Here is a 17,150-nt window from a genome sequence, read left to right as displayed (position 1 = left end):
CCTTCACCCTTTCTTCAAGTAGGCGTATCATGCGTTCCCTCTAAAGCGCCTACTCGCCGACAGCCAAATAGCCTGATGCAATGAAATCGACCACACTGCCTACTTCCACAGGGCCCGCCCGCATTGGTCCGTACGTGTTACCTAGCCGGGTGATACTGGCGCCTATGGCCGGCGTAACCGACCAACCTTTTCGTCAGCTATGCCGACGACTAGGCGCTGGCTGGGTAGTGGGTGAAATGGTCACGGCAGACCCCAGCCTGTGGCACACACGCAAATCTCAGCGGCGAATGGATCACCGAGGCGAGCCCGACCCGCGGGTAGTACAAATCGCCGGAGGCGATGCTGAAATGCTCGCCCAGGCGGCACGCTTGAATGCCGAGTTAGGCGCTCAAATTATTGATATCAATATGGGCTGCCCTGCCAAAAAAGTATGCAATAAAGCCGCCGGGTCTGCGCTGTTGCGCGATGAAGCTTTAGTCGCCGAGATCCTCAACGCGGTGGTGGCGGCAGTGGATATCCCCGTCACGCTGAAAATACGCACCGGCTGGTGCGCCGAATCGAATAATGGGGTGCGCATTGCCCAGCTCGCCGAAGCAGCAGGCATTCAAGCCTTAGCCATTCATGGCCGACATCGCCAACAGCGCTATACTGGACAGGCAGAGTACGACACGATTGCTGAGATCAAGTCTCGCCTTTCGATACCGGTGATCGCCAATGGTGACATAACAAGCCCGGAAAAAGCCGCCGAGGTACTCGCTTATACCGGCGCTGATGCGGTGATGGTTGGCCGCGGCGCTCAAGGCAACCCGTGGATCTTTCAACAGATCAACCACTATCTCCAGTATGGAGAGCGGATAGCTTTGCCTAGCCTGACGGAGCGTCACCAAGTGCTTCACGGGCATGTAGCGGCGTTGCACGCTTTTTATGGGACCACCATGGGCGTGCGTATCGCACGCAAACATGTTGGCTGGTACCTCAGCGAAGACCTGCGCTTTACGCCGCTTCAACAGCGTGCACTTAAGCAGCAGTTCAATGCGTTAGCGTCACCTGAAAGGCAATTTACTTGGATCAACGACGCGATGGCCCTCGATGCGGCCACGCGTTTGCTAGCCAAAGGAAGCTATGCTGCATGACCGAACGCGACATTCTCTCTAGCGATACTTATTCTAGCGATAGCTACGCTAGCTCTAGCGATGCTTATCCCAGTGATGCCTTGCCCAGCGACGTTTTTTCCAATATGAGCAGCGCACATTTAACGGGCACACTGGCTGATCCCGCCGCTAGCACGACACCGCCGCAACCATTACGAGAAGCGGTAGAATCGGCTATGCGCCGCTACTTCGAGCATCTCGATGGCAGCCAGGCAAGCGACCTGTATGCCATGGTGATGGCCGAAGTAGAAGCGCCTTTACTGGCTTGCGTTTTGGAACATACCGATGGCAACCAAACCCGAGCCGCCGATATTCTGGGCTTAAATCGCGGCACCCTGCGCAAAAAACTCAAGCTTTACGGACTTATCGAAGGTGACGCCCCATAACATTGGGGCGTTGTTATTTTTAATTCGCGACTTTGCACACGAGCATTCTCATGGCCGAAAACATTGCTACCCCCGTCCGCCGCGCCCTTTTGAGCGTTTCTGATAAAACCGGCATTGTGGAATTCGCCCGCGGCCTGACTGAACGCGGTATTGAGCTGCTCTCCACGGGAGGCACTTTCCGTCTACTTCAGGAAAATGCTATTCCAGTGAAAGAAGTCTCTGAACACACAGGTTTTCCTGAAATCATGGATGGCCGCGTTAAAACGCTGCATCCTAAAATCCACGGCGGCATATTGGCCCGGCGCGGCCAGGATGACGCTGTGATGGCAGAGAATGATATTACCCCGATCGATATGGTGGTTGTTAATCTCTACCCCTTCGCCGCCACCGTTGCCAAACCGGAGTGCACACTAGAAGAGGCTATCGAAAATATCGATATTGGCGGCCCTACCATGGTCCGCGCCTGCGCTAAAAATCACGCCTATACCACCATCGTGGTCAATAATGGCGATTACGAACGCGTGTTGGGAGAGCTAGCCGCCCACGATGGGCAGGTGAGTAGCGCAACACGCTTCGACTTAGCGGTTAAAGCCTTTGAACACACCGCCGGCTATGATGGCGCGATTGCCGACTACCTCGGCCGCAAGGTCAACACCGCCGATCAGGCCTTCCCGCGCACCTTTAACCTGCAGCTGCATAAAAAGCAGGATATGCGCTACGGTGAAAACCCGCACCAGCAGGCAGCGTTCTACGTTGATCCTCAGGCCAGCGAGCCCAGCGTCGCCACTGCCAAAATGCTCCAGGGCAAGCCCCTCTCCTACAATAATGTCGCCGATACCGACGCCGCCTTTGAGTGCGTAAAAGCCTTTAGCGAAACCGCATGCGTGATCGTTAAGCACGCCAACCCGTGCGGCGTGGCGGTTGGCGAGTCAACGCTTAAGGCCTACGACAAAGCCTTCGCCACCGATCCTACTAGCGCTTTTGGCGGGATTATCGCCTTCAATGTGCCGCTAGATTCGGAGACCGCTCAGGCAATCATTGACCGTCAGTTCGTCGAGGTGATTATTGCCCCGGGGGTGAGCGATGAAGCCGCGGCTATCGTGGCCAACAAGCAGAACGTGCGACTGTTAGATGTTAGTGCGCAATGGCCCGGTGAGCATCAGACAAGCGTTGATTTTAAGCGCGTCAATGGCGGTTTGCTGGTGCAAGAGCGAGACGACGGCATGGTCACTCGGGACAACTTAACCGTGGTTAGCCAGCGTGCGCCCAGCGAGCAGGAACTTCGCGACCTCGCCTTTGCTTGGCGGGTAGCTAAATTCGTCAAATCCAACGCCATCGTATACGCCAAAGACGGCCAAACGGTGGGCGTCGGCGCTGGGCAAATGAGCCGTGTGTATTCGGCTAAAATTGCTGGCATTAAGGCTGCTGATGAAGGTCTATCGGTCCCCGGCTCGGTGATGGCGTCTGATGCATTTTTCCCCTTCCGTGACGGCATTGATGCCGCCGCAGCGGCAGGCATTACCGCCGTTATTCAGCCGGGGGGCTCGATGCGCGATCAGGAGGTAATTGATGCTGCCGACGAAGCAGGCATTGCCATGGTATTTACCGGCATGCGCCACTTCCGCCACTAGGCGGGTATAACCCCAAAGCCCCTATCAGACGCTTTACAAAGGCGTGCTGATAGGGGCTTTTTTAGGCTATTTTTTCAGCGCGTTTTTGGCTATCAGTGAATGCTAGAAAAAGGCCAGACACTTAGCCAAGATCAATACACAGATACTTGGTTTCCAAATATTCTTCCAAGCCCTGATGGCCACCCTCGCGACCTAACCCAGAGGCTTTCACCCCGCCAAACGGCGCGGCGGCGTTGGAAATAGCCCCCGTATTAATCCCCACCATGCCGTACTCCAGCGCTTCGGCGACCCGCCATACACGAGCAAGATCGCGCGAGTAGAAGTAAGAAGCCAATCCATACTGGGTATCATTGGCCATCTCAATAGCGGTTTCTTCGTCGTCAAACGGGAAGACCGCTGCTAGCGGGCCAAAGGTTTCCTCGTGAGCCACTTTCATTTGATCGGTGGCAAAACTGATTAGCGTTGGTGTAAAGAAATTGCCCCCGAGCGGGTGCGGATGGCCGCCGAGCAGCAGCTCTGCGCCATTATCCATTGCGTCTTGAACATGCTCGCTGACTTTTTTAACGGCATCCGCGTCGATTAGCGGGCCGATATTAATATTCGGTTGGGTGCCGTTGCCCACGTGCAACTCACTGTTCATTGCCACGGCCAACTTTTCACAAAAAGCGTTGATCACACTGGACTGCACTAAAAAGCGGTTGGTGCACACACAGGTCTGACCTGCATTGCGGAATTTCGCCGCCATCGCGCCTTCCACGGCGGCGTCTAAATCAGCATCTTCAAATACAATAAACGGCGCGTTACCACCCAGCTCCAAAGAGATTTTCTGTATGTGTTCGGCAGCTTGCGTCATTAGCTTGCGGCCTACTTCAGTAGACCCGGTAAACGTAATTTTGCGCACTTTAGGCGACTGCGTCATGGCTTGCGCTATCTCGCTAGCGCTGCCCGGCACCACGTTGAAGACGCCGCGAGGAATACCAGCGCGCTCGGCCAATAGCGCCAGCGCCGTGGCGGAAAACGGGGTCTGGCTGGCGGGCTTAACCACAATAGTGCAGCCAGCGGCCAATGCTGCCCCTGCTTTACGGGTAATCATCGCTGCGGGGAAATTCCACGGCGTAATCGCACCCACTACGCCCACCGGCTGCTTAGTCACCACGATGCGCTGATTGGCCTTTGCAGCCGGAATCGTTTCACCGTAAACACGCCGCGCTTCTTCGGCAAACCAGCGTAAGAAGCTGGCCGCATAAGCAATTTCGCCCGCTGCTTCTTTTAGCGGCTTGCCCTGCTCAAACGTCATTAGCATGGCAAGATCGTCTTGATGCTCCAGCATCAAATCGTGCCATTTTAACAACAAATCAGCACGTTCTTGAGCGGTAAGGGCACGCCATGCCGGTAAGGCGGCATCCGCAGCGTCGATCGCACGTTCGGTTTCGGCCTTACCCAAGCGGGGAATATCGCCAATTGCTTCACCGGTCGCTGGGTTCAGTACCTTGATCTGCTCACCGCTATCTGCTGCTACCCAACTCCCATCAATGTAGGCGAAGGGGCAATACAGCTGTGTCTCTTGAAGCGCTTCCATGACGGACTCCTGACCAAATGATGGCCTTATGGGCTCATTAACACCTTCATGCTAAGACGAAATCCCCCTTTACACCAAGTTTGTGACCTGTGTTATTGGTCAACAACCAACGTCTGGATTAATTAATCAGCGTTAAAAACTCTTGCCGAGTCGCTTGGTTGCTGCGAAATCCGCCTAACATCACCGACGACGTCATACTCGAATTCTGTTTCTCTACACCACGCATCATCATACATAGGTGGCGTGCCTCAATGACCACTGCCACCCCCTTGGCCTGAGTCACTTCCTGCACTGCCTCGGCAATCTCGCGGGTTAGGTTCTCTTGTATCTGCATACGACGGGCAAACATATCGACGATGCGAGCAAATTTAGACAGCCCTAACACCTTACCGTTGGGCAAATAGGCGATATGACACTTACCAATAAACGGCAATAGGTGGTGTTCACACATTGAATAAAGCTCAATGTCTTTTACCAGTACCATTTCATCAGTTTGCGACTCGAATACCGCACCGTTGACAATTCCTTCCAGCGACTGGGAGTAGCCGGCATTCAAAAACTGCATGGCTTTGGCGGCACGTTGGGGGGTATCTCTCAACCCTTCACGATCGGGATCTTCCCCAAGCGCTGAAATTATCTGGCGGTAGTGATGGGCGATATCGTCGGACATGTTAAGCCTCTTCAAAATCTATGCGCAGTCGCGTTCAGTTATTTCTTAGCACAACTACTTTTTGCGTAGTGGGTAATTTAAGCCTATTTAGAAGGAGCGCACTCAATGCCCTCCGATCACAACTGTACAAAAACTATACTTAAATAAAAATATGCACAACAATTATTAAGCTGAAAACGTATCTTAACCTACCTGCCCGGCCTGTGGCAGAGCGCCGCGTCGCCCTCTTCGCAAATAGGTACCCTGTGATATGATAAATTAATTACCAACATTGAGAGTTCGCCATGTCATTTAAACACTCAGCGCTGCGGCTGACCGCCCTCGTGGCTCCCTTGTTTGCCACAGCAATTTACGCCTCAGATGCCACGCTTTCATTGCCCAACGAAGCCACTGTAGGCGTTGAAGTCGTTGAAGAGTTGACCTTCGATTCGGGCCAGGCGCGGCTAAGCGAAATTTTGTTGCACCCCACTCAAGCCGCTGACGCTACGCATTCGTTGCCCGAATATTGTGTGATTATCGGCAATGCGCAACTGACCGATGAGCGAATTCGCATAACCACGCAAGAAGCTACCTGTATCGAAACCCATGATGCAGACAGTAATATTTTTTCAGGTGAATTTAGCGCAGGCGCTTACGGTGAAGACGGGCGTTACGGCATCGCCTGCGAAGGGTCCCCCTGCACGCTTGCTCCTGGGCAGACTTTCCTGCTCACCCTGAATGACAAGGTTGAAATCGAGGAGCTTGAGAACCCCTCTGCAGAACTCAACCGCCAACGCCGTGAGGTAAATGGAGAAGGCGTTGCCAACCCCGTGCCGCGTGAAGAAGCCGTTCCCGATTAAGCCAGTCGCTCGATTAAGTCCCGCCACATAAGTCAGTCACATTCGTCCCGGCTTGGCTAGCTCTACGCTAGCCAGCGGGGGTTGTCTAACAGCAGACACTGCTGCTCTAACTGACGGATATGTTGGTCCCAATAGCCGCTATCGTCCAGCCATGGAAACGCACGCGGAAAGGCGGGGTCATCCCAGCGTGAAACCAGCCACGCTGTGTGCCGAATCAGCCGATAGCTTCTCAACGGCTCGATTAAGGCCATCTGCTCAGTAGGAAACGGACGCGTTTCTTCATATCCTTCAGTGATTTCATTTAAATACGCCCGCCAGCCCTGAGGGTCGTCGGTGGGCAGTAGCATCCAGATATCCTGGATGGCGGGCGCCATGGTGCAATCGTCAAAGTCGACCAGCGTAAACTGCTCATCGCGCCCCAGTACATTGCCCAAGTGGCAGTCCCCGTGGCAACGGATAATGCTGCTATCAGGCACATCGTGTTTTATAAGCTGCCGATGCACTTTTTGAATCACCTGCTCATAGGCCCGGCGCTGATGGCGGCTTAACCTTTCACTAGTCAACACGCGCTGCTGAGCCTCAAGGACACCGCTCGCCATTGCTAACCGCGGGCGATGCTGAAAGGCTTTTTTAGCCGAAACTTGATGTAAACGTCCAAGCACCTCCCCCATGGCAAACAGGTGGGCTGGGTTATCCAACTCAGGCGCCTGCCCAGGACAATGGGGGAAAAGGGCAAAACTAAACGCTTTATAGTGATGCAGTGATAGCCCTTGATTATTACGCCAAGGCGCAACGACCGGCACCTGCTGGTTAACTAGCTCTTGCAAAAAATCGTGTTCTTCTTGAATGACCGCATCTGACCAGCGGTCGGGCCGGTAAAACTTAACAATCCAGTTTTTGCCATCGTCATCGCGAAACATCAGCACACGGTTCTCATAACTATTGAGTGCGAAGGGCTCGCCTGCCGGCCAAATATCCAGTGATTCGATGGCAGACATCACTAAATCAGGCGAAAGCAAGCTAAACGGGTGTGACATCGGTCACTCCTGGGTTGGCTAAACAACGATGGGATTCATTAGGCGACTAGTCTATCAATCCTTGCCCAACGGTGTCCGCGCTATCGCCCAGATGTCGACTCTTTCAGCACCAGCTTCTAAAGCAGCACTGGCTAGCGCATGCCCTGTGGCGCCAGTGGTGACCACATCATCAATGATAACGATATGCTCTGGAGGCTGAGCTTCCAATCTAAACGCACCGGCCAGGTTTGCTGCCCGCTCGCGACGGTTCAAGGCGCGCTGGGAAAAACTATCCTTAACACGCTTTGCGTTAACCAATGGCACACCAAGCGTCTCACTCAACTGCTTTGCAAGCCAGTACGATTGATTAAAGCCCCGCTCGCGGGCATGGCTAGGATGCATGGGCACCGCAAGCAACGTCGCGCCATTCAAATAGAGAGGCGTCTTTAGCATCAGCTCGTATAGCAGTATTCCTGCTCGCGGAGATGCCTGAAATTTAAAATCGCGCAGCAACTCTTTAATAGCGCCCTGATACAGCAATCCCGCCTGCGTACGCGTAAAGGCCGGGGGGTCAGTAAGACAATGCCCGCACAGTGGTTGCCCTTGAGAGACAGGATCGCCGCACTGCTCGCAGGCGTGGCGATTCCAGGGCAGGTCCCCTAGGCAGCTGGCGCACCATCCTTGCCCTGGCTCTGTAGGCGCTAAACAAAAAGCGCAATAGCCAGGCATGGCTCGCTTTAACCAGAGACTGCCCTGCTGCAACCATCGCTTTCGTGGCATACTGATTCCTTACTGATAGGCCATACAAATTCAGTGCACAAATGCCCAATCGCTTATTGACTTCTCCGCAAAAAATGATAACATACGTCTCGTCTTTGCGGATGTGGTGGAATTGGTAGACACGCTAGATTTAGGTTCTAGTGCCGTAAGGTGTGGGAGTTCGAGTCTCCCCATCCGCACCAATGACTTGTTAACTTCAGCTTCTTTTTAGCCTATTTTTTTCCCTCCTGTTTTTGAAACCATCCTGTCTCTGCACATAATGCAGCTAATCTATATGATTGACCACGGTTGGCCACTAGCGTTAATTTCCTCTCTTCACTAAAATCATCCAAATTGTGAATATGTAAAGCCATCAGCCTATTGCTGTTGTTTTACTGCGTCTGGCATTTTGTCTTTTAATAGCTATCAGTAAACAGCAATACTGACTTACCTGGGCTTTTTCGATAGATTATCGCTAATCAGAACGATGAGAAGGATCTCAACGAATGGAATGGCTCAACGATAACGCTCAAGCCATCTCAGCTGTAGCGAGCGTTTGTACGCTTTTTATATGGGTATTTTATGCTCAGCTGCTCTACAACGGCTATGTGCGTCAGCGCCGCCCGAGGGTGATCATTAATCGCGGCAAAGGAATCGGCATGGACTCCATCTGCTTAATCAGCAATATGAGCAGCGAAGCGATCTATGTTCAACATCTAGTAGCAGTTCTACACACTTCAAAGCATCGTTACTCACTAGACGTCGTGGAGTACAAACAACACGGCAGTGAACAGCGGGAAAACCGCTTCCACACCCATCAAGGCCCGCTGGCTTCTGGTGATTACCTGAACATTCAATCATTTGGCACCATCGTGAACCAAGTCACAGGGTATTGGGGAATTGATGATAATGTGCTGCACGAGCAAAATATCCAACTTGAAATCCGCGTCATTGCCATTTATGGATCCGAGGACATGCCGACAGGCGCATCGCGCACCTTTAACCTCTCCATAAACGCTTCACCCAATCACCAGCTTATTCCGGCGAGCGTGGATACGAAACGACTCAATAGCCGTGGCCAACGTAAGCGTATACTGGAGTGGGTGAAAGAGATCGAGACCCACAAGGCACGCTGAATCAACTCTGATGCGAAGCAGCGACGCGCCCCATTACCGAGACGACCGACGATGCATAAACTTTTAGCACTCTGCTGGCTTGGCATAATCACGACAATGACGACGAATGTGTATGCCGAAGAGGATGACAGTGACTTACCTAACTGGGCGGAAGAACACGTTGAACCGTTTCGCGCAAGCGTAGGCAATTGGATAGATAATACGTCGCGCCGCATTGACGGGTTCTTTGGTAGCGACGATTATATGCAGATTAACAACGAGTCTTACCTGCGCTTTGGCCAAGAAACAGATTGGATGGAGGGCGACGGTATGCATGGCGACACCACGCTGCGTTACCGTATCGACCTACCCACCTCAGAAGAACGCTTACGCCTAGTGATTGAGAGTGATCCCGAAGAGTCCCAAGGCACGTTAGAAGAGCAAGGTTCTGGTCGTCTTGCTAATGATCAGCGTGACCGGCGCACCTCAACATTAGGCCTTGATTGGCTAGAAAGCCGCGATAAACGCGAAAACTGGAGCAATCGCGTGGGCGCAGGTGTACGCCTACGACTGCCCCTGGACCCTTATGCACGCTTCACCAGCGAGCGACTGTGGCAACTGGGTGAAGGCCCCTGGCAACTTGAGTCAAATAACCGCGTCTCGTGGTTCAATAATGAAGGTTACTCAGCCCGAACTCGCTGGGATATAGGTCGTCCTTTAAGCGACAGTCGGCATTTGCGCTTTATCTCTAATGTTCAGTGGCGCGAAGAAGAAGATACTCTTGAGTACAGTGAAATTGCCGAACTCAACCATCGCATAAACCGACGCAGCGCTCTGCGCTACTCCGCCATTGCGCTGGGGGAAAGCGCCTCTAACCCGCGCATCACGAATTATTACCTGCAAACGCGCTATCGCCGCGATATTCACAAAGGGATTTTATTCGCCGACGTCATTCCTGAGCTGCACTTTCAGCGCGAGGTTAGTTACGACCCCCGCTGGGCTATGACGCTACGCCTGGAAATGTATTTTCAGCGTGAAATTAGCCGCGACTACTTTTAGCGCAATACCCTCCTGCTAACATCGGTGGGAGGCAGCCCTGGCTCGCGAGCACTTAAGTTGCGGTTTGGTTACCTCTGAATGGTGCTTCAAAAGATTTAACCGCTGCTAAAACTGCTTCCCACAAAAAATCAGTTATTGGTGCTCTCATCAAAGCCCCATTAGAGCCGCAATCCCCCATCGCATTCAATGATGCGTCCAGTGAAGTAGTCGTTCTCCATTATGAAAGCAACGCTTTGGGCAATATTATCAGGCTCACCCAAACGTTTAAGCGGCACGCTAGATGAGATGCGTTCTAACATATCGGGCCGCATCGCGGCGGTCATTTCGGTAGCGATAAACCCCGGTGCGACAGTACCCGTACGAATACCATAGCGCACTAGCTCTTCGCTCCACGTCACGGTTAATGCATGAATACCCGCTTTCGCGGCGGCGTAGTTACTCTGCCCCATATTTCCTGCCCGGGAAATGCTGGAAATGTTGACGATCACTCCCTCATGCCCGGCTTCAACCATCTGAGTCGCGGCTTCTCGACCGCACAAGAACACACCAGTTAAGTTCACATTAATGACGTTTTGCCAGTTCTCCAGCGACATGCGTTTTTCCACGCGACCCTCTTTTGCCTTGACCAGCAGCGCATCCTGGGTGATCCCGGCGTTATTCACACAGCCACTAATGGGGCCCATTCTTTCGGCAATATCGGCAAACGCTTGTATGACTGAGCTTTCATCAGTCACGTCAACCACAAACGCCTGGGCCTCTACGCCATCAGCCGATAGCTGAGAAACAGCCTCGTCAAGTGCTTCGGCATTCATGTCTAACAGGGCCATCCGGGCACCCTGCTTACCCAAGCGCAAAGCCATGGCATAACCCAATCCACGCGCCCCGCCAGTGACAGCAATTACTTTATCGGCAACTATCATTATTGACTCCTTACGATGGATAAATTTAGCCTATTGTGCGTTGCAGCATAGAAGAGTTCGCGGCATAAATCGAGCCATAACATCGCATCGAGATGCTTCTTTAGGACTGGATAAGCAGCTTGTTTTTTGCAATTCTGTCACCATATCCAATCGCTTAGTCCGTTACGGAGACGCCTTTCCTGGAGCAAACCATGCCCGTTCTTATTTTTATCTCGCTGTTTACCCTACTTGATTTTGTTATCTTATTTTCTATCGGCAGTCATATTGGTTTGCTGACTACCCTCCTGCTTGTGCTGGGCACGGGTTTTGCTGGACTTCATCTAATTCGCAAAGAAGGGGTTGCTACCCTGGCACGCGCTCGCCAGCGGATGCAGGCAGGCGAACTCCCCTCCAGCGAACTATTCACGGGGGCTGCGCTTATCTTTGGCGGTGCGTTATTGATGGCCCCAGGCTTCTTATCGGATGCGCTCGGCTTGGCTTGCTTGGTGCCTAGCGCCCGGCAATTAATGTTTAAAGCGCTCACCTGGCTGGGCCTCAAAACGGTCGCTGATCAACAGCCAGGGGCCAACCCGTCGTCTAAACGGTCAAGTGAGCACCATGAACGCTTTGAAGAGTCCTTCAAAGACGATCATTCCTCTCGCAAGGAAGGCCCTATCGAGGGCGACTTTATTAGCCGTGATGAAGCATCCCGCCGACGCTAGGTCGAAGAGTTGGCAAGAAATAGGCAAAAAAGCAATTTTTTATTGTCCCCCCCCTTGAAAGGCCATCAGCAGCCCCCATTTTTGAGCCAGCATACAAATTCGGCGGCTAGCTAATTTAGTAGCTGCCATTAACAATGAAGACCGAAAGGTCTTCACCTCTCGCGGGGCTTTCCCACGAGAAAATTTTTAGCTAACCGCCCTTTTCAGGGCTTCAACCATACTCAGGAGAACGTGAATGAATATCCGTCCTTTGCACGATCGTGTCATCGTCCGTCGCGTTGAAGAAGAACAAAAAACCGCAGGCGGCATCGTGCTTCCGGGCAATGCAGCAGAAAAGCCGACGCGTGGCGAAATCCTTGCTGTCGGTAACGGCCGTATTCTCGAAAATGGCGATGTCCGTCCGCTAGACGTAAAAGTCGGCGATAACGTGATCTTTAAAGATGGCTACGGCGTCGAGAAACAAAAAGTCGATGGCGAAGAAGTCTTGATCATGAGTGAAGCCGATATTCTTGCGGTTGTCGAAGGTTAAGTACCCTTGCAGTTCACGCTTATTGAATAAGCGCTTCGACTATTTACTTTCACGTTTTTGCATACAATTTAGGAAGTAGCCATTATGTCAGCTAAACAAGTTAAGTTCTCAGATGATGCCCGTAAACGCATGGCGCGTGGCGTTGACATTCTTGCCAACGCGGTAAAAGTCACTCTCGGCCCGAAAGGCCGTAACGTGGTGCTGGAAAAATCTTTCGGCTCACCTACTGTGACTAAAGACGGCGTTTCTGTCGCCAAAGAGATCGAACTGAAAGACAAGTTTGAAAACATGGGCGCCCAGATGGTGAAAGAAGTTGCTTCTCAAACTTCTGACGTCGCTGGCGACGGCACCACCACTGCCACAGTCTTGGCCCAAGCCATCATCGCTGAAGGCCTGAAAGGCGTGACCGCCGGCATGAACCCGATGGACCTTAAGCGCGGCATCGACCAAGCCGTTGCAGCTGCCGTTAAAGAAATTCAGGCGATGTCAGTGCCCTGCACCGACACAAAATCCATCGCCCAGGTAGGTACGATTTCTGCCAATGGTGACAAGCGCATCGGTGAAATCATCGCTGAAGCGATGGAAAAAGTCGGTAAAGAAGGCGTGATTACCGTCGACGAAGGCCGTGGCTTTGAAGATGAGCTGGAAGTCGTTGAAGGCATGCAGTTCGACCGTGGTTATCTGTCGCCTTACTTCGTGACCAACCAAGACACCATGTCCGTTGAACTGGAAGATCCTTACATCCTGTTAGTGGATAAAAAGATCTCCAACATTCGCGAGCTGCTGCCGGTGCTAGAAGCCGTTGCTAAGCAAGGCAAGCCGCTGGCCATCATCGCTGAAGATATCGAAGGCGAAGCGCTGGCAACACTGGTCGTCAACAACATGCGCGGTATCGTTAAAGTGGCTGCTGTTAAAGCACCTGGCTTTGGCGACCGTCGTAAATCCATGCTGCAGGATATCGCTATCCTGACCAATGGCACGGTCATTTCTGAAGAAGTTGGCCTAACGCTTGAACAAGCAAACCTGGATCACCTGGGTACCGCTAAGCGTATGACCATGTCCAAAGAAAACACCACCATCATTGATGGCGCTGGTGCAGAAGCCGATATCGAAGCGCGCGTTGGCCAGATCCGCACGCAAATCGAAGACACTTCGTCTGATTACGATAAAGAGAAGCTGCAAGAGCGCGTTGCCAAACTGGCAGGCGGTGTTGCCGTTATCCGCGTCGGTGCTGCCACCGAGGTAGAAATGAAAGAGAAGAAAGCCCGCGTTGAAGATGCGCTGCACTCAACTCGCGCCGCCGTTGAAGAAGGCGTTGTGCCTGGTGGTGGTACCGCACTGGTTCGCGTTATGGCGAAAGTACAAGGCCTGACCGGCGATAACGAAGACCAGAACCACGGCATCAACATGGCGCTGCGTGCCCTGCAGGCACCGCTACGTCAAATCGTTTCCAACGCTGGTGTAGAGCCAGCCGTGGTCATCAACCGCGTGAAAGATGAGACCGGCAACTTCGGTTACAACGCACAAACGGGTGAGTACGGCGACCTGTTCGAAATGGGCGTTCTAGACCCAGCGAAAGTAACGCGTAGTGCGCTGCAATCTGCTGGTTCTGTTGCGGGCCTAATGATCACCACCGAGTGCATGATTGCCGAAGACCCGGAAGAGAAAGAAGCCGCACCGGACATGGGTGGCATGGGCGGAATGGGTGGCATGGGCGGCATGATGTAATGCACCCCTGAGCCCTCTGCTCAAGACTGCTGGCTGTTACTAGCTAATAAAAGCAGTCACCAACAACCCCGCCCCGTGCGGGGTTGTTGCGTTTTAAACCCTTGCTCAAGCGCAGGCGCAGCGCTGCAAAGTGTGGCGCCGCCCCATTACGCTGGGCTAACGTGCTATTATCTGCGCGATTTTTTTAAGCTATTTTTTAACTACTGGGCACCGGCGCATGTTGCAGCATATCCGTATCGTACTCGTTCAGACCTACCACCCCGGCAATATCGGCGCTGCGGCACGAGCCATGAAAACCATGGGCTTAACCGAGCTGGTACTGGTAAATCCGCGCCTGTTCCCCGATGAAGAGGCGACCCGACTAGCGGCGGGCGCGACTGATGTGGTGGAGAGTGCGCGTGTGGTTAGCTCGCTGGAGGAAGCCGTTAACGATTGCGTGCAGGTTGTTGGTGCCAGTGCCCGCTTACGCACCCTACCCTTGCCCCACTTTGACGAACCCGATGACATGGCGGCAAACGTCATTCAGAATGCGCAATCGGCGCCAGTGGCGCTGGTGTTTGGGCGTGAACGTTCCGGACTGACTAACGATGAGATTCGCTGCTGCACGCACCAGGTAAGCATTCCTGCCAATCCTGATTACGGCATTCTCAATTTATCCCAGGCGGTACAAATACTGGCTTATGAAGTGCATCGCGCTTGGCGTAAAGGTGAGGATAGTGGCTTTACTTATCAGCGCCCGCTGGAGGCAACGCCGCCCAGCCGCGAACAGTTCTTACACTTTCAGGCGCATCTGGGCCGCTTAATGCAGGAGAGCGGCTTTTTAACCCAACCCCACGCTCGCACCGAAGAGCAACTGCAGGCCCTTTTCGCTCGCGCTCAGCCCAGCCGCAAGGAGCTTTCGCTTCTACGTGGGCTATTAAGCGCGTTTGAAAGCCATCTGCCTAGGTAGCGATACAATCAAGGCCACTCAAAAAGGGACAACCAAGTTGTCCCTTTTTTAATTTGAAGATAGAGCTTTTAGAGCATCATTGCCGCTAGCCAGCCAAAGCCCACTAACGGAATGTTGTAGTGCAGAAACGTCGGCACTACGCTGTCCCACATGTGATCGTGCTGACGGTCAACGTTAAGGCCTGAAGTGGGGCCCAGGGTAGAGTCAGAGGCGGGTGAGCCAGCATCACCCAATGCCGCTGCCGTGCCCACCAGCACTACCGTGGCCATAGGCGAAAAGCCAAACTGTACCGCCAAGGGCACGAAGATAGCGGCGATAATCGGAATGGTTGAGAACGACGAGCCGATCCCCAGAGTAATAAATAGCCCGACCAGTAACATCGCCAGCGCAGCTAAGCCCCGGCTGTCGCCGAATAGCGCAAAGGCACCCGACACCAAAGCATCAATCTCCCCCGTGGTTTTCATCACTTCAGCAAAGCCCGCCGCAGAAATCATGATAAAACCGATCAGCGCCATCATCCGCATACCACTGGTAAATAGATCGTCAGCTTCGCGCCACTTAAAGATGCCGCCCATGGAAAGCAGCCCAATCCCTACCAGGCCACCCAGGATCATTGAGCCACTGTAAAGCTGAAGGCCGAGTGCTGCGACAATAGCCACGCCAGACATCACAAGCCCCAGCCTATGCGGTTTGGCGGGCGTATGACCTTCAGCAGCGTTGACGCTAGCGATATTTTCACCCTGGTAGTCACGCGGACGGCGGTAACTCCAAAACAGCGCAACGATTAGCCCTAACGCCATACCTCCTACCGGTACTGCCATGGCTAACGGCACCATACCACGGGTAATCTCTAACCCTAGCGGTTCCCCAGCGCTGTTTAAGTTGGCCAAGAGAATATCGTTTAGAAAGATTGCCCCAAACCCTACCGGCAGCAGCATGTAGGGGGCCGTTAAACCAAAGGTGAGCGCACAGGCCACCGCGCGTCGATCCAGCTTTAAGCGGTTCATCAAGGTCAACAGCGGCGGAATCAACACCGGTATAAAGGCAATGTGTACCGGAATAGCGTTCTGAGAAGAGATAGCCACCAATAATACAGCCGTTAGTAACAGCATTTTGACCCGCGCCTGGTGCGCAACGGTGGCTTCTTCTTTGCCCAGCAGCTTAATCAAACGATTAGCCAGCATATCCGGTAACCCAGAGCGGGAAATCGCCACCGCAAAAGCCCCCAAGGTAGCGTATGCCAGCGCCACTTGAGCCCCACCGCCAACGCCCTCGTTAAAGGCGTCCAGGGTTTGCTCTAGTGACAACCCGCCCACTAAGCCGCCGACTAAAGCGCCTACCACTAAAGCAAAAACCACTGAGACACGCGCCAGCGATAGTGCCACCATCACCAGCACCGCAAGAATTACTGCATTCATGAAAATCCCTAGAGCAATTGAAAGGTCATTAACGGCAAAGGGGGCGGATTTTAGCAGATTAAACGTGGAAAACTAAAATTACCGGGCTTGGCTAGCCTGACGACGCCCAGATGCTTCTAAAAGCGCCCAGCCCGTGCGATAGTAAACAAACAATAAGTTGGCAAAAAGCTCACTTGGCCCCTACTTTACCGATGATGAACCCCTTGTATGCTAGCGAGCAAAGGCCGATTAAGTTGATGACTGGTTAAGATGACTATTCCCTACCCTGAGCATATCGCTGTTGTGGTAACAACCTTTGTTACCGTGGTCATTGCGGTACTGCTCCACTATGAAGCCTTGTGGCTTATTTCACGCCAAATAGAAAAATCTCGAAGGCCCCACCGTCAACGCATCCTGGGGATGACGTTTGGGGTATTGGTGGCACATATTGTCGAAATTTGGCTGTTCGGGATCACTGGCTGGTGGCTTGTCGAGCAGTTAAGCATTGGTGCTTTAGAAGGATACGACAGCTTCAACGTTTTTGATTATATTTTCTTCTCTGCGGTGACCTATACCACCGTGGGCTATGGCGATATTTATGCCATTGGTCCGGTGCGCTTTTTATACGGCACCCTGGCATTAACAGGCTTCGTACTGATCACTTGGTCAGCATCGTTCACTTTTATAGAAATGCAAAAACACTGGCGGGTTGGAAGATAAT

General features: G+C 52.9%; 17 protein-coding genes and 1 tRNA gene. 12 read left to right on the top strand and 6 right to left on the bottom strand.

Annotation, left to right across the window (positions count from 1 at the left end):
* Nucleotides 1-80: 80 nt before the first annotated feature.
* The 3 genes from dusB (at nt 81) to purH (ending at nt 3,168) form a co-directional block, all read left to right on the top strand.
* Nucleotides 81-1,133 (top strand): tRNA dihydrouridine synthase DusB, encoded by a 1,053-nt coding sequence (gene dusB, locus RZA33_RS02735; protein WP_317506316.1) that lies wholly within the window; start codon nt 81-83, stop codon nt 1,131-1,133.
* A 104-nt stretch (nt 1,134-1,237) separates the two neighbouring features.
* Nucleotides 1,238-1,537 carry a DNA-binding transcriptional regulator Fis gene (fis, locus tag RZA33_RS02730; RefSeq protein ID WP_416337840.1) on the top strand — a complete coding sequence of 100 codons (300 nt, stop codon included), beginning with the start codon at nt 1,238-1,240 and terminating at the stop codon, nt 1,535-1,537.
* Nucleotides 1,538-1,587: 50 nt separating this feature from the next.
* On the top strand, nt 1,588-3,168 hold the full coding sequence (gene purH, locus RZA33_RS02725; RefSeq protein ID WP_317506314.1) for a bifunctional phosphoribosylaminoimidazolecarboxamide formyltransferase/IMP cyclohydrolase: 1,581 nt from the start codon (nt 1,588-1,590) through the stop codon (nt 3,166-3,168).
* A 121-nt stretch (nt 3,169-3,289) separates the two neighbouring features.
* Here the strand turns inward: purH and RZA33_RS02720 are convergent, their stop codons facing one another.
* Nucleotides 3,290-4,747 carry an NAD-dependent succinate-semialdehyde dehydrogenase gene (locus tag RZA33_RS02720; RefSeq protein WP_317506313.1) on the bottom strand — a complete coding sequence of 486 codons (1,458 nt, stop codon included), beginning with the start codon at nt 4,745-4,747 and terminating at the stop codon, nt 3,290-3,292.
* Nucleotides 4,748-4,865: 118 nt separating this feature from the next.
* Nucleotides 4,866-5,417, bottom strand: a complete 552-nt coding sequence (gene folE, locus RZA33_RS02715; protein ID WP_317506312.1) for a GTP cyclohydrolase I FolE — start codon at nt 5,415-5,417, stop codon at nt 4,866-4,868.
* 284 nt (nt 5,418-5,701) lie between these two features.
* Between folE and RZA33_RS02710 the strand changes: the two genes are divergently transcribed.
* Nucleotides 5,702-6,256, top strand: coding sequence for a hypothetical protein (locus RZA33_RS02710; protein WP_317506311.1), 555 nt, complete (start codon nt 5,702-5,704; stop codon nt 6,254-6,256).
* Nucleotides 6,257-6,318: 62 nt separating this feature from the next.
* Here RZA33_RS02710 and RZA33_RS02705 read toward each other — a convergent pair whose 3' ends face one another.
* Nucleotides 6,319-7,293 (bottom strand): serine/threonine protein kinase, encoded by a 975-nt coding sequence (locus tag RZA33_RS02705; protein WP_317506310.1) that lies wholly within the window; start codon nt 7,291-7,293, stop codon nt 6,319-6,321.
* Nucleotides 7,294-7,347: 54 nt separating this feature from the next.
* Nucleotides 7,348-8,052: a ComF family protein gene (locus RZA33_RS02700; protein WP_317506309.1), complete on the bottom strand. Its 705-nt coding sequence runs from the start codon at nt 8,050-8,052 to the stop codon at nt 7,348-7,350.
* 97 nt (nt 8,053-8,149) lie between these two features.
* On the opposite strand from RZA33_RS02700, the gene RZA33_RS02695 reads away from it, so the two are divergent.
* The 3 genes from RZA33_RS02695 to RZA33_RS02685 all read left to right on the top strand — a co-directional run bounded on the left by RZA33_RS02695 (nt 8,150) and on the right by RZA33_RS02685 (nt 10,205).
* Nucleotides 8,150-8,234, top strand: a tRNA-Leu gene (locus tag RZA33_RS02695).
* Between the two features lie 303 nt (nt 8,235-8,537).
* A complete protein-coding gene (locus tag RZA33_RS02690) occupies nt 8,538-9,167 on the top strand; it encodes a hypothetical protein (RefSeq protein ID WP_317506308.1) in 630 nt (209 codons plus the stop codon).
* Between the two features lie 96 nt (nt 9,168-9,263).
* Entirely contained in the window at nt 9,264-10,205 is a 942-nt protein-coding gene (locus RZA33_RS02685; protein WP_416337836.1) for a hypothetical protein, read from the top strand.
* A gap of 158 nt (nt 10,206-10,363) precedes the next feature.
* On the opposite strand, the gene RZA33_RS02680 is transcribed toward RZA33_RS02685, so the two are convergent.
* Complete coding sequence (locus RZA33_RS02680; protein ID WP_317506306.1) at nt 10,364-11,125, bottom strand: SDR family oxidoreductase; 762 nt, start codon at nt 11,123-11,125, stop codon at nt 10,364-10,366.
* A 191-nt stretch (nt 11,126-11,316) separates the two neighbouring features.
* On the opposite strand from RZA33_RS02680, the gene RZA33_RS02675 reads away from it, so the two are divergent.
* The 4 genes from RZA33_RS02675 (at nt 11,317) to RZA33_RS02660 (ending at nt 15,032) form a co-directional block, all read left to right on the top strand.
* Complete coding sequence (locus tag RZA33_RS02675; protein WP_317506305.1) at nt 11,317-11,826, top strand: FxsA family protein; 510 nt, start codon at nt 11,317-11,319, stop codon at nt 11,824-11,826.
* A gap of 235 nt (nt 11,827-12,061) precedes the next feature.
* Nucleotides 12,062-12,355: a co-chaperone GroES gene (locus tag RZA33_RS02670; protein WP_008956441.1), complete on the top strand. Its 294-nt coding sequence runs from the start codon at nt 12,062-12,064 to the stop codon at nt 12,353-12,355.
* 84 nt (nt 12,356-12,439) lie between these two features.
* A complete protein-coding gene (groL, locus tag RZA33_RS02665; protein ID WP_317506304.1) occupies nt 12,440-14,083 on the top strand; it encodes a chaperonin GroEL in 1,644 nt (547 codons plus the stop codon).
* A gap of 217 nt (nt 14,084-14,300) precedes the next feature.
* On the top strand, nt 14,301-15,032 hold the full coding sequence (locus RZA33_RS02660) for an RNA methyltransferase (protein WP_317506303.1): 732 nt from the start codon (nt 14,301-14,303) through the stop codon (nt 15,030-15,032).
* A 68-nt stretch (nt 15,033-15,100) separates the two neighbouring features.
* Here the strand turns inward: RZA33_RS02660 and RZA33_RS02655 are convergent, their stop codons facing one another.
* The gene (locus RZA33_RS02655; protein WP_317506302.1) at nt 15,101-16,450 is read right to left on the bottom strand and encodes a Na+/H+ antiporter family protein; all 1,350 of its coding nucleotides are present in this window, start codon (nt 16,448-16,450) and stop codon (nt 15,101-15,103) included.
* A gap of 249 nt (nt 16,451-16,699) precedes the next feature.
* On the opposite strand from RZA33_RS02655, the gene RZA33_RS02650 reads away from it, so the two are divergent.
* Nucleotides 16,700-17,149: a potassium channel family protein gene (locus tag RZA33_RS02650; protein ID WP_317506301.1), complete on the top strand. Its 450-nt coding sequence runs from the start codon at nt 16,700-16,702 to the stop codon at nt 17,147-17,149.
* Nucleotide 17,150 lies beyond the last annotated feature (1 nt).

The sequence above is a fragment of the Halovibrio sp. HP20-59 genome (assembly GCF_033052795.2).
Taxonomy (GTDB): domain Bacteria; phylum Pseudomonadota; class Gammaproteobacteria; order Pseudomonadales; family Halomonadaceae; genus Vreelandella.
The sequence above is the reverse complement of the archived record's forward strand: the minus strand, read 5'-3'. Positions and strand labels throughout refer to the sequence as shown.